The 21419-nt window shown below is 35.8% G+C and carries 16 protein-coding genes; 8 read left to right on the top strand and 8 right to left on the bottom strand.

What is annotated here, in order from left to right; genetic code table 11:
- The 3 genes from IRZ99_RS08105 to IRZ99_RS08095 all read left to right on the top strand — a co-directional run.
- Window positions 1-2715, top strand: a 2715-nt coding sequence (locus tag IRZ99_RS08105; RefSeq protein WP_370527658.1) for a beta strand repeat-containing protein, incomplete at its 5' end; no start/stop codon positions are given.
- 77 nt (window positions 2716-2792) lie between these two features.
- Window positions 2793-5198 carry a hypothetical protein gene (locus IRZ99_RS08100; protein WP_194656790.1) on the top strand — a complete coding sequence of 802 codons (2406 nt, stop codon included), beginning with the start codon at window positions 2793-2795 and terminating at the stop codon, window positions 5196-5198.
- Window positions 5199-5287: 89 nt separating this feature from the next.
- Window positions 5288-6538: a gliding motility-associated C-terminal domain-containing protein gene (locus IRZ99_RS08095; RefSeq protein WP_194656789.1), complete on the top strand. Its 1251-nt coding sequence runs from the start codon at window positions 5288-5290 to the stop codon at window positions 6536-6538.
- 47 nt (window positions 6539-6585) lie between these two features.
- On the opposite strand, the gene IRZ99_RS08090 is transcribed toward IRZ99_RS08095, so the two are convergent.
- The 3 genes from IRZ99_RS08090 to IRZ99_RS08080 all read right to left on the bottom strand — a co-directional run bounded on the left by IRZ99_RS08090 (window position 6586) and on the right by IRZ99_RS08080 (window position 7591).
- On the bottom strand, window positions 6586-6918 hold the full coding sequence (locus tag IRZ99_RS08090; RefSeq protein ID WP_194656788.1) for a YegP family protein: 333 nt from the start codon (window positions 6916-6918) through the stop codon (window positions 6586-6588).
- 213 nt (window positions 6919-7131) lie between these two features.
- On the bottom strand, window positions 7132-7290 hold the full coding sequence (locus IRZ99_RS08085) for a hypothetical protein (protein WP_194656787.1): 159 nt from the start codon (window positions 7288-7290) through the stop codon (window positions 7132-7134).
- 16 nt (window positions 7291-7306) lie between these two features.
- On the bottom strand, window positions 7307-7591 hold the full coding sequence (locus IRZ99_RS08080) for a hypothetical protein (RefSeq protein WP_194656786.1): 285 nt from the start codon (window positions 7589-7591) through the stop codon (window positions 7307-7309).
- Window positions 7592-7780: 189 nt separating this feature from the next.
- Between IRZ99_RS08080 and IRZ99_RS08075 the strand changes: the two genes are divergently transcribed.
- Window positions 7781-8923, top strand: coding sequence for an XdhC family protein (locus IRZ99_RS08075; protein WP_228519050.1), 1143 nt, complete (start codon window positions 7781-7783; stop codon window positions 8921-8923).
- A 7-nt stretch (window positions 8924-8930) separates the two neighbouring features.
- The gene (locus tag IRZ99_RS08070) at window positions 8931-9521 is read left to right on the top strand and encodes an NTP transferase domain-containing protein (RefSeq protein WP_194656785.1); all 591 of its coding nucleotides are present in this window, start codon (window positions 8931-8933) and stop codon (window positions 9519-9521) included.
- Between the two features lie 137 nt (window positions 9522-9658).
- Here IRZ99_RS08070 and IRZ99_RS08065 read toward each other — a convergent pair whose 3' ends face one another.
- Window positions 9659-10795: a cysteine desulfurase family protein gene (locus IRZ99_RS08065; RefSeq protein WP_194656784.1), complete on the bottom strand. Its 1137-nt coding sequence runs from the start codon at window positions 10793-10795 to the stop codon at window positions 9659-9661.
- Between the two features lie 170 nt (window positions 10796-10965).
- On the opposite strand from IRZ99_RS08065, the gene IRZ99_RS08060 reads away from it, so the two are divergent.
- From IRZ99_RS08060 to IRZ99_RS08050, 3 genes are read left to right on the top strand one after another with little or no spacing between them, the layout of a single operon-like run.
- Window positions 10966-11607 (top strand): (2Fe-2S)-binding protein, encoded by a 642-nt coding sequence (locus IRZ99_RS08060; protein ID WP_194656783.1) that lies wholly within the window; start codon window positions 10966-10968, stop codon window positions 11605-11607.
- Complete coding sequence (locus IRZ99_RS08055) at window positions 11604-12584, top strand: xanthine dehydrogenase family protein subunit M (protein ID WP_194656782.1); 981 nt, start codon at window positions 11604-11606, stop codon at window positions 12582-12584. The genes IRZ99_RS08060 and IRZ99_RS08055 overlap by 4 nt, the downstream gene beginning before the upstream one ends.
- Window positions 12585-12592: 8 nt before the next feature.
- Window positions 12593-14803: a xanthine dehydrogenase family protein molybdopterin-binding subunit gene (locus IRZ99_RS08050; RefSeq protein WP_194656781.1), complete on the top strand. Its 2211-nt coding sequence runs from the start codon at window positions 12593-12595 to the stop codon at window positions 14801-14803.
- A 71-nt stretch (window positions 14804-14874) separates the two neighbouring features.
- Here the strand turns inward: IRZ99_RS08050 and IRZ99_RS08045 are convergent, their stop codons facing one another.
- The 4 genes from IRZ99_RS08045 to IRZ99_RS08030 form a co-directional block, all read right to left on the bottom strand.
- A complete protein-coding gene (locus IRZ99_RS08045) occupies window positions 14875-15438 on the bottom strand; it encodes a DUF2911 domain-containing protein (protein ID WP_194656780.1) in 564 nt (187 codons plus the stop codon).
- Window positions 15439-15535: 97 nt separating this feature from the next.
- Window positions 15536-17365 (bottom strand): glycoside hydrolase family 2 protein, encoded by a 1830-nt coding sequence (locus IRZ99_RS08040; protein ID WP_194656779.1) that lies wholly within the window; start codon window positions 17363-17365, stop codon window positions 15536-15538.
- Window positions 17366-17500: 135 nt separating this feature from the next.
- Window positions 17501-19921, bottom strand: a complete 2421-nt coding sequence (locus IRZ99_RS08035) for a glycoside hydrolase family 2 TIM barrel-domain containing protein (RefSeq protein ID WP_194656778.1) — start codon at window positions 19919-19921, stop codon at window positions 17501-17503.
- A 126-nt stretch (window positions 19922-20047) separates the two neighbouring features.
- Entirely contained in the window at window positions 20048-21223 is a 1176-nt protein-coding gene (locus IRZ99_RS08030; protein ID WP_194656777.1) for a glycoside hydrolase family 88 protein, read from the bottom strand.
- Between the last annotated feature and the right edge of the window lie 196 nt (window positions 21224-21419).

Raw genomic sequence — 21419 nt, 5'->3', positions numbered from 1 at the left:
GGAGTCGCCAGTACTGCTTTAGATTTAGCTCCGGCTATTACAAGCGCAACTACAGTATCTAACGCATCATCAGGAAATACTTCAACAATTACAGTAAACGGAAAAACAAGTACCGGTGCTCCAATTGTGAATAGTAACACCACTTCACTTGCAGGTTCAAGTTTGACTACTACAGTAAACGGAGTCGCCAGTACACCATTAAATTTAGCGCCAGCCATTGCGGCCGGACAAGTGATAACCAATTTGGCACAAGATTCTTCCAGCGGTCTGATAACGTATACAAATGAAAATGCAGTTGATCAGACTGCAGTGGTGACGAGCACCGATGCCGGGAATATTTTAGGAGTTGGAACAGACGGAGGAAGTTTATTAACTCCCGCAGCCATTACAAGTGCAACAACAGTTTCAAATGGATCATCAGGAAATACTTCAACAATTACAGTAAACGGAAAAACAAGTACTGGGGCTCCCATTGTGAATAGCAATGAAACTTCGCTTTCAGGTTCAAGTTTAACCACAACAGTAAACGGAGTTAACAGTACCCCATTAAATTTAGCACCAGCAATCGCTGCAGCAACAACTAATACGCTTACGGCAACAAATGGTAATCTTATATCAACAGTAAATGGAGTGGCAACGAATCCCGCAGTTCCTGTTGTAATATCAGCAGATAACGGTTTAACAGCCACAAACGGAAATGTTCAATTAGGCGGACCATTAACAAATCCGACATCAATATTAACTGACCCGACAAATACTTTAGCTATTGAAGGCTTAATGAATGCGCCTCCTTTCAATGATGTTGTCGTTGTTGATCCTTTTACGGGCGTACTGCAAAAAACTCCTATAAAAGAACTTAATCTTCTTAATTGGAGCATTGAAGGTAACATGGGAATTCAATCGTCATTTCATTTTTTAGGAACAATAGATGACGCTGATTTGGTTTTTAAAAGAAACTCTACAATAGCAGGAAGATTACAGGTAAATAATACTTCTTTTGGAGTTAATGCATTAACAGATTCTTCAGGTGGAAGTTATAATGTTGCCATCGGGGCATTAGCGCTAAATAATAACACAACAGGCATAAGTAACAGTGCATTAGGTTTTTCAGCGATGACTTCAAATACAGCAGGATCGGAAAACACAGCAGTAGGTTATCTGGCGCTTAATTCGAATACTGATGGCGGTAAAAATACTGTTTTTGGTTATTCGTCACTTCAAAATATTACTCAGGGAAAATATAATACTGCTATCGGTTATTCTTCTGGTATAAATTTAGGGTCTGGAGAGGAAATCACTTTAATTGGTGCTTCCACAGCAAGTGCAGATAATCTAACGAATGCGACAGCTATCGGATCAGGAGCTTTTGTTGCTACAAGTAATAGCCTGGTTCTGGGAGCTCCAAACGTAAATGTAGGTATAGGAACTGATTCGCCAAGTAATACTCTACACGTCTTACCGGCTTCAGGTATTGATCCATTACGGGTGGAAGGTTTACAAACAGGACTTAATACTGATAATGTTGTCGTAGCAGATGCGACTGGTGTTTTTAAAACGGTAACGGCAAGTTCTCTTATTCCGGCCACAACAGTTTCTAATACATCGGCCGGTAATAATTTAAGTACAACTGTAAATGGAGTACCAGGAACAGCAGTGACCATAATAAACAGCAATTTAACATCACTCACTGGTGCAAGTTTAGTTACGACCGTAAATGGAGTTCCAAGTACAGCATTAAACCTAACACCGGCAATCAAAGCAAATGAAACGGTAACAGTTGTAGCTCCTGTAGTTGTTACCGGAAACACAATTGCAAATTATACTAACGAAGCTGGAGGAACTCCGGTAGCAATAAAAGAAACCATAACTTCTCTAAATGATGTTGTTACACAAGGTACTGATCAATATGGTCAATTGGTTGATATACATACTTTAACTTATACTGATGAAGCCAGCGTCGCTCATCCTATTAATATGTCCGTTTTAGTAAAAGGTGTTGAAACGCTTACTTCGTTAACTTATGATGGCGCCGCTCATTCCTTAATCTATAATGATGAAGATGGAAATGCTTCAGAGTTTAAAATGGTTGATTTAATTGGGCCGGCACAGACATTAACAAAACTGGAAGTAAACGAGACGACAGGAAATTTAGACTATACAGATGAGAATCAGCAATTAAATTCATTAGATTTAAGTGAAGCTGTAAAAGAACCTTGGTATAGTACAACAACACATATTGGGGCAACTTTAAATACGGAAGATATTTATACTAATGGATGGGTTGGAATTGGTTATACAACCCCATCTGCTATTCCAAACGAAAAGTTAAGGGTTAATGGTGGAATCTCAACTGTAAATAATTATTATGCTGATTATGTATTCGAGGATTATTTTAAAGGTAGCTCTACAATTAAATCTGATTATAAGTTTAAACGGTTGCCTGAAATAGAAGATTACATTAAACAGCACAAACATCTTCCTGGAATAACTCCAATTAATGAATTAGAAAAAACAAAAGAAGGATATGCGTTTAACATATCAGAATTGTCAATTCAGTTACTCGAAAAAACAGAGGAGATTTATCTGCATATTATAGAGCAAAATAAAACAATTGAAGCGAAAGACAAAGAGATACAGGAATTAAAACATGCTTCAAAACAAATGAATTTACGTTTAGAAAAACTGGAAAAATTAATAGCTGAACAAAATAAATAAAGATTTTGCTTCAGGCCGGTAATTTCTAAAATCATAAGGAACAACTTATATTATTGTAGATTTAAAATATAAATACTATGAAAGTAAAATTATATAAAGCACAAAAAAATATCTTTATCATATTCTTTAGTTTGCTCAGTTTTAGTTCTCTTTTCGCTCAGGTTAATTCTACCAAGTTAAAAGACGGAACGATAAGTACTGGTCCGGAGCCTGCAAAGCCCGGAGCAATTTTTGAAATGGAAAGTAATAATAAAGGAATGCTGACTCCAAGGTTGACAACTCCACAAAGAGATGCTATAGCTCTTGCAAATTTAACAGATGGACTTTTGATATTTAATACAACAACAGGTTGTTTTGATTATTGGAGCCAGTTGCAAAATATATGGTTAAGTATATGTGGTACATTGCCTCCTGCGGTATTTGAGATTTCCACTACTCAATGTTCCCAAGTAGAACCTTTTGGTATTTATAAACAAGGACAAACATTGACTACTTCCAACTATTTAACAATTCCGGTTACGGTAACACAGCCAGGTGTCTATACAGTTTCGGCAACTACAACCAACGGATATTATTTTGGCACAAATGGTACTTTCCCTACTGCAGGTACTTATATATTAAATCTGGCAGGTACCGGAACACCTCATAACGGTCATGTTTCTCCAGATCCTGGAGATGTTGTAACAATAACTTTAAACGGAAAGCAAAGCACTTGTATACCTAATAACTTTGTTCAAACTGCTGATGTTGATTTTGTAATTAATTGCGGAATAATAAACACGGTTGGAGATTATAATATTGGCATTCCACTAACCGCATCAAATAAATTAACAGTTTCTGTGACACCGACAGCTATAGGTTTTTGGAGCATGAATACCAACACTGTAAATGGATATTCTTTTAGTGGAACTGGAACTTTTACCGATTTGACACCAAATCAAACTGTTGAACTATTAGGAACAGGTACACCAATTGCATCTGGTACAAATAATTTTAATCTGGTTTCGAACGCAACTACTCAATCCGGTGGTTCTTGTTCTGGTATTGAGATTATTGTAGCTCCGATTAGCTATACAATAAATTGCGCAGGAGCTACACAAAATGGAACATATTTGCAGGATGTTGCCTTAACAGTTAGCAATACCATAACATTACCAATAAATGTTACCGCAACCGGCCAAACAACAATTTCAACGAATACGCTCAATGGAATTTCATTTACCAGTGGCTTAATAAACTTGTCAACTTTAGGAGCGCAAAATGTAATATTAACCGGTACAGGAACTCCAACGGTAGTTGGCACTAATGCATTGACAGTTACAGGATCTCCAGGCGGAGCTGCCACCTGTACATTAAATGTAACTATAGCTGCTCAACCCGTAACGTACACAACAAATTGTGCCAGTATTACAACTAGCGGTAGTTATGCTCCTGGAATTGCTATGACAGCTTCCAATACGATGACAGTTCCTGTAAATGTAACATATGTAGGAGCTTACAATATTTCTACAAATACGGTAAATGGAGTTAGTTTTTCCGGAACTGGTACATTTAGTTCAACAGGAGCACAAAATGTGGTTATGACTGCAACTGGTACGCCAACTTCTGGAGGGACGTTTTCTTACGCTATTACAGCGAATAGTACGAATGGAGCTGCAGCTTGTAATAAAAGCATAACATTTGTTTTCCGCATCATGAAAGTATTAGGACTTGGAGAAGGTGTTTATCAGCCAGGATCATCAGGAGCTGCAAATTCCTCAAGATCCATATTAGCTTCAACGACAAATTTTAGTCCGACAGGAACAGTTCAGGTACAGGCTTTAACAATCGTTAATGGTGGTTATAATCAGGGAAATGATTTAAAGAATTCAATTAATACAAATAATATAGATATCATCGTTATTGGATATAATTATCATCCTAATGCGGCTTCAATTACTATTTTAAATGACTTTGTTAAAAATAAAAAAGGGGTACTAATCGATTCCGAAGAAAATGATGCAACTATTATCGCAAACGTGATTAATACCATTTGCGGCTCGACTACAGTGGTAGCTTCGGGGACAGGAACTACTAATACAAATCCTATTCTTAATGTTACTGACCCTGTTTTACAAGGACCATTTGGTACTATTGCCGGATTTAGTTTAGGTAGTGATGTGAACAACTCTTATTACGTAACGGGATTGCCGGCAAATGTTACTGCATTATCAACGCAAAATGGCAATGCAACCAGAATATTTTCTTTTAAGCATAATACTTTGGGGTATTTATTCGTAGGAGATTCAGGCTGGAGTGCAGGAGATTCAGGAAATACAGCGACAGATATATGGCCTGCAAAAATTTCCGGTACAGGAGTTCCTCTGTCAAAATCTTACTTTGGCTCAGTAACTGTTTATAATAGTATAATGTACGCTAATGCAATGGCGTGGGCTATTCAATATGCACAGACAAATATTAATTCTGCATATGTTATTCCGTAAAGAATGGATATCTTAATAAAACATCTCATTTATGATGTTGTAAAAGAGGTATTTCAAAGAATGAAAAGTATCATTATAAAGAGAAAGATATGATGAGAATGTATTTAAAATATAGTGTTATAATACTGTTTTTTATAAATAAAGTTTCTGCACAAACTGTAAATGTTGGAGAACTTTCTGTTGCGCCTAATACACAACTTGCAACCGTTTTTGATTTTGATAACAAACCGAGCGGTGATTTTTTAAATGATGGAAATTTTTATGTTTATTCTAATTTTAAAAATGACGGACTTGTAACTTTTACCGATACAAGTGATGGAAAGACTTTTTTTATTGGCCAAAAAGTGCAATTAATTGAAGGTTTAGAAACAGCGCATTTTCAAAATATTGAGTTTAATAATTTGTCTGACATAACTCCTTTTCATTTGAAGACTTTTATTATGGTAAATAAAACGACAGCATTTAAAAACGGAATTGTAGACGGAGCAAGTTTTAATGGTAAAATGATTTTTGATAAAAATGCTTTTCATTCAGATGCCAGTAATTTGAGTTTTGTAGATGGACAGGTTGAAAATATTGGGAATTTAAATTTTGAGTTTCCTGTTGGTGATAATTTTTATTTTAGACCCACTTATCATGATAAAGCCAGTAATATCAGCAATGTTTATACAACTCAATATTTTTTTAAAAGTGCAGGAAGTACGCATCCTTATACAAGTAAAGAGCAGACACTTTTATCAATTGATGAAGTTGAATATTGGAATTTGACGCAAAATCAAGGCAGTGAGAAAATTATTCTAAGTTTAACATTGGATAAAAATACGACTCCAGCTTCTTTTTTTGGAGAAGATCCGACAAAAGAACTGGCAATCACACGTTGGGATGAAACCACATCAAAATGGATTAATGAAAAAGGTGTTACTACCGATCTTCTTACTGGCGCAACCTATTCAAAATTAATTACAACCCAAGTTAGTGGTTATGGCCTCTTTACAATTGCAATGGTTAAAAAAGCAAATCCGGAACCTCCGGGAGATTTAATTATTCACAATGCAATATCACCAAATGGAGATGGAGTAAATGATAGTTTTCTTATTAAAGGAATTAGTAAATATCCAGACAATCGGGTTGAAATTTACAATCGTTGGGGAATTAAAGTTTTTGACGCAACTTCTTATAATGAAAGCGATATTATGTTCAGAGGATTTTCGGATGGTAGATCTACTGTAAATCGTGATGCAGGTCTCCCTGCAGGTACCTATTTTTATATTTTAAGATATAAAAAGGGAGACGAAACGATTAGTAAATCTGGTTACTTGTACATTGGTAGTGATAAATAAAGAAGCGAGGTTTTTGCCTCGCTTTTCTCTATGTAAATGCTATTAATTTAAGCAGTCTGATCGTCTGTAGTTCCCTCTGGGGCATTTGTTTTTACTGATTCGATTCCGTTATCTCTGGCAGATGTACTTTCATACATTTCGCTAGAACCAATAATTTGGCCATTACTGGCTTTTAAATTGAAATATGGTTTTCCGTTGCTTGATTCTTTTTTGTCAAATTTGCTGTCGTCTTGCGAATTGGTTTTTACTGATTCGATTCCGTTAAGGCAAGCCGCTTTTGTAGTATAGCCTTCGCTAGTTAAAATTGTTTGTCCATTTCCTGCTTTTAAATTGAATTGGAATTCGCCGTTGGCTCTTTTAGTAATTACAAATTTTCCCATATTATTTATTTTTAAGTTAGGTATTAAATAAACTTTGCTTTAATAAAAATACAAAACTTCGTTAGATAAATACACTCTTAGAAAAAATATATTGATATAATAATCTAACTTTAAAATTATTTGCAAAGAACAAGTGATTCTTGAAATTTAAAATTTAGGAGACAAAATAAAAAAGAGCCCGTAAAGCTCTTGAATAATGTTTTTATGAAATAATTAATGTGTTAATTCTAAATTATTAACTAGCATGTTAGCCTCATCAATCTTATTTGAAACAAAATTTACACTTTTAATTTTGTCTAATTTTTTATCTATAGAAACTGTCGACTTAATCTTTGATGTAGTTTTATTTATTTTTTTATCTAACTTTTTCATAATTATTTTCTTTTAATTAAAAATCCAACAAATCTTGTGTTGTTATTAAAAGGTACAGTATAATATTTTTTAGTGTCAAAATTTTGGAGTATTCCAAAGATATATTGATGTCGTCGATATCAAATGTTTTATTAGTTTCATTAAATTTAACTTTATCTCCAAATCCAAGATTGAAAACATCTGGATTTTTCATCACTGTAAATTTAATTATTTTAATAATATTTCCTTTAGGACCAGTACTAATAAACTCAAAAATAGTTGAATCAGTACTAGTCTTTAATTCATATTTTGGATAATTCATTCAATTTAATTTGCCGCGAAATTAGAATTAATTATTGAAACCTAAAGTAATATTGTAAAATAATTCCTATAAAAATATTTGTTTTAATCGAGATCTTTTTATGCTAAGTTCTGAAATGGATTTTAATTTAATGACAAATGAAAAATTTCACTAAAACATAAAACTTTAAACCATAAAAAACATTTATTTTTGTTAGTAAGCGTTACTATTATGAAGGAAATTAATGAAATTCTAAAAGCTTATTCAGAAGCAAAAAAAACAGGAAAAAAAACTGCTTTGGCAACCGTCGTAAAAGTGGAAGGGTCGTCATATCGGCAGCCTGGCGCACGTATGTTGGTTACTGAAGATGGGAATCTGATGGGCGCCATAAGTGGTGGCTGTTTAGAAGGCGATGCTTTAAGAAAGGCGCTGCTATCCATTCATCAGCAACAGAATAAATTAATTACTTACAATACCAGTAATGAAAATGATAGCGAAGTTGGACTGCAATTAGGCTGCAACGGAATCGTTCATATTCTTTTTGAATATATTAATGATGATGCAGTTAATAATCCAATTCAGCTTTTACAGCAACTGGAAAAAGAGCGGAAACCCGCAATAATTGAAACTATTTTTTCTCTTAAACGAAATGCACCACAAATAGGCACCGTTTTATTTTACAGGCAGGATTCGGATATTTTACATAATAATGATATCGCCATAAATAGTATTCCAGATGTAAAAAAAGCACTTGAAAGTAAAACGACCATCATAAAGAAACTACAGGATGATAATGAAAATGAAGCTCTGATTGAATGCATTGAACCAGTGATTGCGCTTGTTATAGCTGGTGCCGGAAATGATGTTCAGCCACTGGTAAATATGGCCTCTTTGTTAGGTTGGGAAGTAACTATTGCTGATGGTAGAGCAACCCATGCGACAACAAAACGTTTTCCTGAAGCCAAAGAAACCTTTGTTGTAAAGTCAGAGGATTTTCTCGATACTATTGAGATCGATGATCAGACTTATTTTGTTTTAATGACGCACGATTACAAATATGATTTAGCGGTGTTAAAATTGCTTTTAAAGAGAGATTGTAAATACATTGGAATCTTGGGGCCAAAATCAAAATTAAACAGAATGCTCGACGATTTAAGTTCAGAAGGAATAATTTTGACAGAAGAACTGTTGGATCGCATTTATGGCCCAATCGGACTTGATATTGGGGCAGAAACTTCAGAAGAAATTGCCTTATCCATTATAGCAGAAATTAAGGCTGTTATGAGTGGAAAAACAGGAACTTCCCTGAAATATAAAACGCACAAAATACACGATTCAAAAGTAGTAATCTAAAACAAAGATGATGACAGGTATTGTAATTTTAGCGGCAGGAAATTCTTCAAGATTGGGACAGCCAAAGCAGTTACTCGGATATAAAGATTCTACTTTATTAAAAAACACGATTGCAGAAGCTTTTTTAGTACCAGATGTTGCCATCATAGTAGTAACCGGCGCAAACAATCAATTAATAGAAGAAGAATTGGATCCTTCGAGAATAAAAATATGCTTTAATAGCGATTGGGAAACGGGAATGTCATCTTCAATCGTAAAGGGTCTCAATGCATTATTGCACTTGTATCCGGATTGTGAAAATTGCATTTTTGCCGTATGCGATCAACCGTACGTATCCAGTCTTGTTTTTGAGAGCTTAATTCAGGAATATTCCAAAACAGGAAAAGGAATTGTAGCTTCGTCTTATGCCGAAACTTTAGGAACACCTGTTTTGTGTAATAAAAAATACTTTACTGAATTAGCAGCTTTGCAAGGACAGGAGGGAGCCAAAAAGATTATTAATCGATTTTTAGAGGATACTGCTTCAGTTCCTTTTGAAAAAGGCAATATCGATATTGATACGGAAGAGGATTATAATAAGCTTATTTCTGAATTGTAGGGTTTTGCCACAAAGACACTAAGATACAACTTTTTATTAATAGTAATTTGTAGAAAGGATTTGAGTCCTAAAATCAGTTGATCAGAGTAAAAAAATCTTCGTGTCTTAGTGCCTTTGTGGCATGGCATAGATTGGTATTATCGAAGCTGAGCGATCAAAGCAGTTACTCTCCCAATTGTCTCATCAATTTCTTCCGCAGTTGTAAATCTCCCTAAACTAAATCGAATCGAGCTCAAAGCATCTTGATCTGATAAACCTAAAGCTTTCAATACATGCGAAGGTTGAGATGTTACAGACGAACATGACGATCCATTTGACACAGCAATATTTTGTAAAGCCAGAATTAGCTTTTCAGAATTTACTCCCGGAAAACAAATATTGGTAGTGTTACAAATTCGGTTTTGTGTATTTCCGTTTACGAATGATCCTCCAATTTTTAACAGACCATTTTCTAGCCGATCTCTCAATAGTAAAATTCTATTATTATTATCTATATCTATTTCTAAAACAGCTATTTCAGCTGTCTTACCTAAACCAATAATTCCAGGAACATTCAAAGTTCCGCTACGTAATTTTCTTTGCTGGTTTCCGCCGTTTAGTAATGGCGACAATTTTATTTTGGCTTCCGCCGAAATGTATAAGGCACCAACACCTTTTGGGCCATAAAATTTATGTGCAGAAAGTGCCAGGAGATCAATTCCGAGTTTTTTTACATCAATAGAAATCTTTCCGACAGCCTGAGTAGCGTCACATAAAAAGAGTGCATTTTTAGCATGTGCAAGGTCTGCTATCTTTGCAATATCCTGAATGACACCTGTTTCATTATTAGTAATCATTATAATAACAATCAGTGTTTTAGTTGTGATTACCTCATTTAAAAGATTAATATCTAAAATCCCGTCTGAAGCAACTGGTAAATAGGTAACTTCAAAGCCAATGCTTTCCATATAACAGCAAGTTTCCAAAACAGCTTTATGTTCTGTTGCAACCGTTACAATATGTTTTTTAGTTTCATTTGCCAATCCTTTAATGGCTAAATTAATTGATTCTGTTGCTCCTGAGGTAAAGATGATTTCTTCTTCTTTAGCACCAATTAAAGTAGCGGTTTGCCAGGCGGCATTTTCAATAGCTTCCTGAATTTCTAATCCGGCTAAATGACTGCTGCCTGCATTGGCATATAAATCAGTAAAATAAGGGAGCATCGCATGGAGGACTCGCTCGTCAACACGAGTTGTAGCATTATTATCTAAATAGATAGTGGGCAAATGAGGCATAATAAGTTCTTAGTGATGTAAAAATACAATTTTGCAATTTAAATAATTCTCTTATTTATTACTTTAATAAATTACGAGTTTATGTGAATTTTATAAGTATTTATAGCATAGGATTGTTAAATTTGTTAGGAATAACATTTTTGATTTTTTCTAACTTAAAAATACCAGGTATGGCTGCCAAAAAATCAACCAAAGACAAATTGATAGAAGATGAATCGAATGCATCTCGTCGGGACTTTCTAAAAAAGTCGGGATTGTTTACTGCTCTTGCTTTGGCACCGCCTTCATTGGTGATGGCCTCTGAAAATAAATGGGATGAAAAAATCGCCGGATACCTTGAAACGGTTCCGCTTTCAATAGAAGTGAACGGAGTAAAACAAAATCTGAATGTGGAACCGCGTACCACTTTACTGGATTTACTGCGTGAACAATTACATTTAACCGGAACTAAAAAAGGTTGTGACCACGGACAATGCGGTGCGTGTACGGTGCATGTTGACGGTACAAGAATTTTATCTTGTCTGACATTAGCATACATGCAGCAAAATGCTCAGGTAACTACAATCGAAGGACTCTCAAAAGGGAAAAAACTACACCCCATGCAGGAAGCCTTTATCAAAAATGATGGTTTTCAATGCGGATACTGTACTCCTGGACAAATCATGTCTGGAATTGCTTGTATCAAAGAAGGTCATGCCAACAGCAGAGAAGAAATTAGAGAATATATGAGCGGTAACATTTGTCGTTGTGGTGCCTATCACAACATTGTCGATGCCATTACCGAAGTTAAGGAAGGAGGGATGCTATCATGAAAAACTTTCAAATCATAAGAGCATTATCATCAAAATCGGCAGTTACCAGCATTGGTAAAGAACCTTCCGCTATGTTTATTGCGGGCGGGACCAATCTTGTCGATTTAATGAAGAAAAATGTGGTTGCTCCGGACAAATTGGTCGACATTACCGCATTAGATTTAAAAAAGATAGAATTCCTTACCGGAAAAACTTCAATTGGTGCTTTGGCAAAAAACAGCCAGGTTGCCGAAGATAAAGCCATAATAGAAAAACATCCTTTGCTGGCAATGTCTTTAGCAGCAGGAGCTTCCCAACAAATTAGGCATATGGCAACAGTTGGAGGAAATATGCTGCAGCGTACGCGTTGTTCTTATTTTTATAATACAGATATGCCTTGTAATAAACGTGTTCCAAAAAGCGGTTGTGGTGCCATTGGCGGTTCCAACAGAATGCATGCGATTTTTGGAGCATCTGATAGTTGTATCGCCGTTCATCCAAGTGATATGTGTGTGGCACTGGCTGCACTTGATGCAACAGTTCAGGTTGAAGGACCGAAAGGGAAAAGAGAAATTAAATTTACTGATTTTCATCGCCTGCCGGGAAATACACCAGAAAAAGACAATACACTTCAAAATAAGGAATTGATCACTTCAGTTGAAATTCCGAATAACAACTTCAATAAAAATGTACATTATTTAAAAGTTCGTGACCGAAGCAGTTATGCTTTTGCATTGATTTCGGTTGCAGTTGCTTTGGAAATTCAAAACAATACAATCAATGATGTACGTTTAGCGATGGGCGGTGTGGCACATAAACCATGGCGACTAAATGAAGCTGAAGAATTTCTGAAAGGAAAAACAGTTTCAGAAACCATTTTCAGACAAGCGGCCGATTTGGCTATGAAAGGAGCAAGAGGTTACGGAGATAATGATTTTAAATTAACTCTCGGACCAAACGCCATTGTAGAAGCACTAACTATAGCATCATCTAAATAATTTGAATTATGAGCAAGACAAGTAATATAAATAGAGTTGATGGATTTGCTAAAGTAACGGGTTCTGCGACTTATTCAGCTGAGTATAAAACAGATGGTGTTGTGTACGCCTGTCTGGTTGGAAGTACGATTGCAAAGGGAAGGATCAAAAGCATAGATACCAAAAAAGCCGAATGGGCCCCGGGAGTTCTGGCGGTTATTTCGCATTTGAATGTTGATAAACCTTCCGGATATGCAAAAGCAAAAGATCCTCACAATTTTGGACAACCGCTTCAGGTTTTTAAAGATGATACGGTTTTGTATTACGACCAGCCAATCGCAATGGTTGTCGCCGATACTTTTGAGCGTATGCAGTATGCTGCAAGTTTAATTAAAGCGGAATATATCAAAGAAGAGCATATCACTGATCTTCAGAAAGCAAAGGATAAAGAGAAAAAAGTAGAGACCGATAAAGGTGATGATTATCACCGAGGTGTCCAGGATAATTATAAAAATGCAGCGGTTGTTTTAGAGGAAGAGTATACAATTCCGACTGAAGTTCATAATCCAATGGAATTGGCTAATATTATTGCCAAATGGGATGGAAATAAACCAACCGTTTATACCAAAAGCCAAGGTGTTGAGGGAACAAGAAAAAGTATAGGCGGCGTGTTTGGAATTCCGCCTGAAGATGTTTCGGTCAATTCGGAATATCTTGGAGGTGCTTTCGGAATGGGATTGCATACCTGGCCTTATGAAATTGCAGCGCTTATCGGATCAAAAAAATTAAACCGTCCGGTTAAATTAGTGCTTCACAGAGAACAAATGTTTACCAATGTTGGGTTTAGACCTTATACCATCCAAAAAATGGGCCTAGGCGCTACCAAAGAAGGTAAATTGATTGGTTTAACTCATGAAGCCGTAGCCATGACGTCGAGTTATGAAGATTTTATGGAAGGAACAGTAAACATGTCCCGATTTATTTATAATTGCGATAATGTTTCAACACGATATCGTATTGTAAAACTGGATACCTGTACGCCAATCTGGATGCGTGGCCCGGGTGAAGCAACTGGTTCTTTCGCCCTAGAAAGCGCCATGGATGAATTGGCTCATAAATTAGATATGGATCCAATTGAATTCCGTAAACTGAATTATGCCGAAAAAGATTTAGAACAAAATAAACCGTGGAGCAGTAAATATTTATTAGAATGTTACGAAGGCGGAATGGAACGCATTGGCTGGAAAAACCGTAAGAATAAACCAGGTTCCGTTAAAGAAGGCGAGTGGTTAGTAGGTTACGGAATGGGAACCGGAACATTCGGCTGTTATAGAAGTCCAACTTCAGTAAAAGCAAAATTCTTAGCCGATGGAAATTTAGTATTACAATGTAGTGTAAACGATATGGGCCCCGGAACTGCAACCATGATGACGGCAATTGGCGCTGAAATTACTGGTTTACCAAGTGAAAATGTAGTAATCGAAATGGGGAAAAGCGGACTCCCAAAAGGACCAACCCAGGGAGGATCTGCAACGACTTCATCAGTAGGTTCTGCTGTTCATGACGCCTGTAATTTATTAGTGAGTAAAATTTTAGGTTTGGCTGTTGAAACTTCAACCTTTAAAGGAACGGCGATTACTGATCTGGCTTTCGCCAATGGCGTAATAACATCTAAAAAAGACAATTCAAAATCAGTTTCCTTAGCTTCGCTATTATCCGCCAATAAGCTGGAAAATTTTGAAGTTGAAAATGTATCAAAAGCTACTGAAGAAGCAAAAAAATATTCCATTTATTCGTTTTCAGTACACTTTGTAAAAGTACTAGTGAATCCGAATTTAGGAAAAATAAGATTGGCACATGTGGTCTCGTGTGCTGATATTGGAACCGTAATTAACCAAAAAACTTCTGCCGGACAAATGTATGGTGGAGCGGTTGGCGGAATCGGAATGGGATTGATGGAAGCACTAGAAATTGATCATCGTTTTGGTCGACCTATCAATAATAATTTCGCGGATTACCATGTTCCGGTAAATGCTGATATTGAAAAACAGGAAGTCTTTTTCGTTAATAAAAAAGACCCAATCAGTAATCCGATGGGAACAAAAGGACTTGGTGAAACAGCTTTGGTAGGAATGGCACCTGCGATTGCAAATGCTGTTTTTAATGCGACCGGAAAACGTGTGCGTGATTTACCGATTACATTGGATAAGATTTTGGAACCGAGGGTAGCAAATGCATAATTGATGTAGATACTATCATAACAAAAAAGAGACACACATGTGTCTCTTTTCTGTTATCTTATAACGATTTATTACTTAATCGTAATTGGCAATTCAACCGTAGTTTTATCCCAACCAATAACCAAATTAGTTACAGCTCCCTGAGTTGTAAAAGCAATCGATAAAGCTTCAACTGGAGTAGAAACTAGTTTTACAGGAACAGAAACTCTAACAAGATCTTTGCTTTCATCATAAGCATAACCTCCCCACAAATCAAGTTCTTTATTGATAATGATCGTCCATTTGTCTTTTTCAGGAATAGCAAATAAACTGTAAGTTCCAACAGGAACAGCAACACCATTAATAGTTGCAGGTTTGTAGAATTTGATTTCTGTATTTTCATTTGCACCAACTCTCCAAACTTCTCCATATTTAATTAAATCTCCAAAAATCACACGTCCTTTTACAGAAGGTCTTGAATAAATAACTTTGATTGAAGGCGAAGGAGTATCCGTTTTTTTAAACTTCACAGCCTTATTTGGGAAATAAGAAATATCAACAGGACTTGCATCTAACGGAGCAAATTTTACTACGTCTTGAGCCTGAACTGTAACGGCAGTAAATAGAATAACTGCTAGTAAACATAATTTTTTCATAGGATTACAATTTTTAGAATTAATACAAAGTAAGTTAATAATGCAGAAAAATCATATAATTACAGTTTGTTTTTTGTTAATGAATTGGTAATGCTTCTTAATTCTGATTTTGCTCTTTTTCCTTTTTTGCATACCAATTTTGCATGATGTAAAAAGCTTTCTTTTTATTTCCGTCATTTGAGATTAATCCTTTTCTGTTGTATTCATCCTGAATGCCTGGCAGTAGTCTTCTTGGCGATCTGAAATCAACCAAAATCCATGGACTTAAACCACTAAGATGAGGTATTTTTTCAATCATCTTCAGGTTCTGAATGTATAAGTATTCCTGATATTCTTCTGTCCAGCGCTCATTTTTTTCTCCATGTAAGCCTTGTTTGGCGTCTCCTCCAAATTCAGAAACTATAACAGGTTTATTGTATTTAGTTTTCCAGAATATCTTTTCAGCATCTTCCAGTTTTCCGCCATACCAGCCTAAATATTGGTTGAATGAAATGATATCTAAATAATCGCCAATTGCGTCATTGATAGTTCCAAATCCTGCGCTATCACTTTGTGTCAATAATGCAGCACTGATTAATCTTGTATTGTCTAGAGATTTGGTATGATCTACCAGATTTTTAATGAAAGCATTTCGTGCATCAGATATTGGCGTTTCATTGGCCATTGACCAAATAATAATACAAGCTCTGTTTTTATCTCTGGTAACTGCAGCTGTCAATTGATCTTCTGCATTTTGATAAGTAGCTTCTCTTGTAAATTCAACAGTCCAGTACACCGGAATTTCCTCCCAAACCATTAATCCCATTTTATCAGCCGTTCTGATAATATTTTCGTTGTGTGGATAATGTGCCAGACGAACATAATTACAACCTAATTCTTTTGCCCAGTTTAACAAACGTAAAGCATCTTCTTCAGAATTAGCACGTCCGCCTTTTGCATTTTCTTCGTGAATTGAAATACCACGTAAAAAGATTGGTTTTCCGTTTAATAAAATTTTGTCTTCTTTGGTTTCAATGGTTCTAAAGCCAATATTGTCACTTAATTTTTGACTGTTATAATCAATAGTTACATCATATAATTTTGGATTTTCAGGTGACCAATAAGAGATTTTCTTAGCCGGAATTTCAAAGTTCAAAATTCCATCAGCACCCACTTTTCCTTTGTAATTAATTTTCAATTCCGGAATTGTGATGGTTACAGCATTTTGTGAAACATTTGGATTACTGATTTTTACAAAACCTGAAATCAAAGCTGTATTATTCTTTTTAAGCTGAATATTGTAATCTTCCACAAATGAAGCTTCTTCTTCAATCAAAGTCACATCGCGCGTGATTCCGCCATAATTCCACCAATCCGTATTGATTGTCGGGACATCTTCTTTATGGCGTGTATTATCCACTTTTATAACCAGATAATTATCTTTTGGTTTTACAATCGATGTTACTTCATAATTAAATGGCGTAAATCCACCAATATGAGTTCCGAGTTTCTTCCCATTCAAATAAACATCAGCTTTATAATTGATCGCTCCCAGATAAACAAAAAGGCGTTTTCCAGCTTTCAAATTATAATCAAATGATTTTTTGAACCAGACATTGCCTTCATAATATTTAAGCTCCGGAACCTGCGAAGTCCAATCCCCAGGAATATTGATTTTAGGAGATTTATCAAAATCATATTCAACCAATTCCTGTTTGTTCACCGCATGATAGTTATTGAAATAAGCAGCGTTGGATGGCTTTGCCTGTTTGTCGTATTCATCGTGATGAAAGCTGTAATAACCGGTTTCGTATGGATCGACAATATAATTCCAAACGCCGTTTAGAGAAATTGTATTTCGGTGTGGAACGTTGGAGATGAGGTCTTGATTTTGTGCAAAACCGAAAATAGATGTGGTTAAGAGGATTGCGGTTAATAGTTTTTTCATTGGTATATGTATTTGTTTTTTATTGTAAAGTAGGGATTATTTTTAACCGCACAGGGCGCCAAGATTTTACACAAAGTTCGCCAAGCTTTTTTTAAACTTTGCGAACTTTGCGTTTTTTACTTTGCGTCTTTGCGGTTAAATTTTCGTTTCAATTTTCAAATATTCTCCTTTAAAACTCTGGTTCAAAGCCGTCATTTCAATTGGTAAACCCGAGCCATCCGGCACCACTTCAATAGAAGCTTTTCCGTTGGCCATTTTAATCGATTCACTTCCCGTCGGAGTTCCTTGGTTTTTCATTGTTTTTCCACCTTTCAGACATTGAAAATAAACACTTTCTTCATAATCCAGACAACGTAAATTGTTATTGTCGATTGCAATGGCCGTTACCAGATAATTGCCGTTTTTTAGTTTCTGGGATGACAATTGTAACGAAGTGGCCGTATCATTTTTGTTAAAACGGTAGTTTACTTTTAAGGTATCTGAAACCGTTTTTCCTTCTTTGTTTTTTCCAATAGCAACCAGAATATTGTCTCCTTTTTTAAAATTGACATCCCAAGTTAAACCATTTGCAGGATATAGCGAAAGATTTTTCGATTTTTCTCCGAGTGATTTACCATCGTGGTACAAAGTCACTTTCTCGCAATTACTAAAAACGCTCAGTATTCTCGGCGTGTTTTCAGGTCCCTGACGCTCTGTCCAGGTATGCGATTCGATATAAGTAAAAGGTTCTTTACTCCAGTAGCTTTTAAAAACATAATAAGCATCTTTCGGAACTCCGTTTCTATCCACCAATCCTTTTTGGTTCATGTAGGGAATGTCATCTTCTGGTCGCAATGGCGTTGCAAAATCCTTAAATGCCCATTGTACGTTACCCACGAACGTTGGATCATTCTCGGATATGTGCAAATGCCAGTCAAATAAATCTACGATATAATTCTCGCTCCAATCTCCAATTTGTGCAATATTAGCCACTTTGGTTTGCACGATAGCTTCTTCCCAACCTTCAGCTTTTATGACATTTTCACCCGTAACAGGTTTTTCGCTATGACGTCCAACATGACTGTCTCCGCCATATTCGGCATGGATAAAATGCTTGTATTCTTTCTTGTAAAGATCAATTGCTTTTTGGTAACTTTTATAACTTCCGGAATACCAGCCAGACCAGATTGAAGGGGAGAAGACATCCACAATTTGTGAACCTTCATAATATTTTCTGATAGCCGTTTTTCTGGTTGGATCTAATTTATGTGCGAGGTCATTTAATTGGGTTAAAAAGATATTTGTTTTTTCTGTATTATCTCCGTCAGGAAAATCAGGAAGCCAGTTCATTTCATTTCCGAGAGACCAGATTATGATACTTGGGTGATTGTAATTTTGATTGATGATTTCTGTCAGCATATTTTTGGTGTTTGTCTGCCAAAGTTCACCGCCAATTCCGCCGCGACACCAAGGCAATTCATCCCAAACCAATAATCCCAATTGATCACAGGCTTTATATACTTCAGGATCTTGCGGATAATGTGCCAGACGAACAAAATTAGCCCCCATATTTTTTATGGATTTCATATCGGCCCAATGCTGTTCGTTGCTCATTGCTGCGCCAACACCAGCTTGTTCTTCATGTCTGTGTGTACCACGAATCAACAATCGTTTTCCGTTTAAATAAAAGGGACCATGATCTTTAAATTCAAACCATCTGAAACCCACTTTTTCGTTTACGCTGTCTTTGATTTGATTTTTCTCGGATAAAATAGCGGTAACAATATACAAATTCGGATTATCGGTATCCCACAATTCCGGATTTTTAATGTTTTCAAAAGTGACATTAGATGTTTTATCTGAAACCTGAATTGTTTTGCTGGCTACTTTTTTTCCTTTCGGATTTTTAAGAATCACAGTTAACGATAATGCCGAATTATCAGTATTTACAGTTGAAGCCAGAATTTGTACCGAAGCTTTTTTTGCAGAAACCTCAGGAGTTGTAATTTTTAGATTATCGATGTGATTTTTGTATTGAGATAACAGCCAGACATCTCTTGTAATTCCGCCATAAATAAAGAAATCGCTCTTTTGAGACGGAATTATTTCGATGTCATAACTATTATCCACGCGTACAAAAATATCGTTGTTTCCTTCTTTGATGAAGTTGGTGATATCAATCGTAAAGCCAATATAACCACCAATATGACCGCCGGCTTCTTTGCCGTTTACATATACTTTTGTAGTGACGTTCGAACCTTCAAAATATAAAGAATAACGTCGGTTTTTATCTATTTGAGAAATATTCAATTTCTTTTGATACCAGCTTGCATCCCGTCTGTATCCCGGATTTAAGTCGGTAGCATCTTCGGCATTCCAGGTGTGTGGTAAATTTATGGAAGTCCAGTTTGAAGCCTTTTGTGCTTCTGAAAGGTTAGGAGTATGATTTTCTAAATACAGCCAATTGTCATTGATATTCATTTTTGTCTGAGCAAAACTGCTGCTCAGACAAATTTGAAAAAAAACAAAAAGTGCAAAAGTAAAAAGTTTGTTATGGTGATACGGTTGATTTGTCATTGATTATGAGCTTTTTTTAAGGTGCAGAGGTTCATAGGTTCAAAGGTCAAAAGTTCCTAGACTTTGAAGGTTCAAAGACTCGCATGGTAAAACCTTTGCACCTCTGTCCCTTTGTCCCTTTATTTGTTACTTCTTTCTTAATAATGCCTCCAGAAAATAGTAATCGGCATAAATTATAGGTTCGTCGATTTCGTCGTGTTTTGGCCAGTTTCCGGTACTGTGATCCAGAATAAAAGGTGCTTTTATGGTATCACTTAAAATGTATTTATCTGAATTTAAAGACTTCATTATTTTATCGGCGAAAGCCAAGTAACTTTTATTCTTAGTATAACCGTACAATTCATATAAGGCTGAAGCCATAACGGTTGCAGCAGAAACATCTCTAGCCGAATAGGGAATCGCAGGATCTTTAAAATCCCAATACGGAATTCCGTCTTCCGGTAAATTTTTATGGGTCATAAAAAACTGAGCAGTAGCCTCGGCTTGTTTTAAATAGGCTGGATCTTTTGTATATCTATACGACATGGTGAATCCGTAAACCGCCCAGCCTTGACCACGTGCCCAAACAGAATCATCATTATATCCTTGTAAAGTTGTTTTTTTTCTAATAGCTCCAGTTGTCGGATCATAATCAATAACGTGATAACAACTATTGTCTGCCCTAAATTGATTTTTTAAAGTCGTGTTGGCATGTTGAATCGCAATCTCCTGATACTTTTTATTTCCGGATAATTTAGAGGCTTCAAAAAGCAATTCCAAATTCATCATATTGTCAATGATGACTGGATAATCCCAGATTTCTTTATTAAAATCCCAAGATCTTATGGCGCCAACTTTGGCATTAAAACGAGTGCATAATGTTTCGGCACCTTTAATAATAACGTCTTTGTATTCTTGTTTGTTTTCCACTTTTAAAGCTTCTCCAAAACTGCAAAACACTTTGAATCCAACGTCGTGCGAATTACGATTTACACTTTCTTTTTTGCTAAAAGGCGTCCATTTTTGGGCCTGAATTTTATAGCCTTCATTGCCTGTCAATCGGTACAATTGCCATAAGTTTCCGGCAAAGAATCCGCTTGTCCAGTCTCTTGAAGGAACTTTTTTTATTGTATTGGTTTTGATGGTCATGCTGCGTGGCATCGACATCGAGTCAACCGGATAATCGAGCAGCATTTTATATCTTTTCTCCAGAAGGTTTTCTGAAGTTGCAGCAACTTTTGTCTGAGAATTAATTCCGGATTTGCACGCTGTTGCCAGCAGTGCAAACCCAAGAATTAAAGAAAATGAACTAACTTTATTCATACTTGCTAATTAATCTAATTTTTAATAACAGTGGGTGAATTTAACACATAGATACATAGTTTTCATAGCTTAAAAAAAGCGTTTCACTTGCATCAAAACACATAGCTATGTGTTAGAAACTAGTTTCTTTTGATTGTCTTTGTATTAATTTCTTATTTAAAATCTATGTTTCTATGTGTTTAAAATATTTTCAACC

The organism is Flavobacterium sp. LC2016-12 (assembly GCF_015351595.1).
GTDB lineage: Bacteria > Bacteroidota > Bacteroidia > Flavobacteriales > Flavobacteriaceae > Flavobacterium.
The sequence above is the reverse complement of the archived record's forward strand: the minus strand, read 5'-3'. Positions and strand labels throughout refer to the sequence as shown.

Bases quoted from the DNA above. Each gene is read 5' to 3' on its own strand.
- IRZ99_RS08100 (WP_194656790.1), top strand. From the start codon at position 2,793: ATGAAAGTAAAATTATATAAAGCACAAAAAAATATCTTTATCATATTC.
- IRZ99_RS08095 (WP_194656789.1), top strand. From the start codon at position 5,288: ATGATGAGAATGTATTTAAAATATAGTGTTATAATACTGTTTTTTATA.
- IRZ99_RS08090 (WP_194656788.1), bottom strand. From the start codon at position 6,918: ATGGGAAAATTTGTAATTACTAAAAGAGCCAACGGCGAATTCCAATTC.
- IRZ99_RS08085 (WP_194656787.1), bottom strand. From the start codon at position 7,290: ATGAAAAAGTTAGATAAAAAAATAAATAAAACTACATCAAAGATTAAG.
- IRZ99_RS08080 (WP_194656786.1), bottom strand. From the start codon at position 7,591: ATGAATTATCCAAAATATGAATTAAAGACTAGTACTGATTCAACTATT.
- IRZ99_RS08070 (WP_194656785.1), top strand. From the start codon at position 8,931: ATGATGACAGGTATTGTAATTTTAGCGGCAGGAAATTCTTCAAGATTG.
- IRZ99_RS08065 (WP_194656784.1), bottom strand. From the start codon at position 10,795: ATGCCTCATTTGCCCACTATCTATTTAGATAATAATGCTACAACTCGT.
- IRZ99_RS08060 (WP_194656783.1), top strand. From the start codon at position 10,966: ATGGCTGCCAAAAAATCAACCAAAGACAAATTGATAGAAGATGAATCG.
- IRZ99_RS08055 (WP_194656782.1), top strand. From the start codon at position 11,604: ATGAAAAACTTTCAAATCATAAGAGCATTATCATCAAAATCGGCAGTT.
- IRZ99_RS08050 (WP_194656781.1), top strand. From the start codon at position 12,593: ATGAGCAAGACAAGTAATATAAATAGAGTTGATGGATTTGCTAAAGTA.
- IRZ99_RS08045 (WP_194656780.1), bottom strand. From the start codon at position 15,438: ATGAAAAAATTATGTTTACTAGCAGTTATTCTATTTACTGCCGTTACA.
- IRZ99_RS08040 (WP_194656779.1), bottom strand. From the start codon at position 17,365: ATGAAAAAACTATTAACCGCAATCCTCTTAACCACATCTATTTTCGGT.
- IRZ99_RS08035 (WP_194656778.1), bottom strand. From the start codon at position 19,921: ATGACAAATCAACCGTATCACCATAACAAACTTTTTACTTTTGCACTT.
- IRZ99_RS08030 (WP_194656777.1), bottom strand. From the start codon at position 21,223: ATGAATAAAGTTAGTTCATTTTCTTTAATTCTTGGGTTTGCACTGCTG.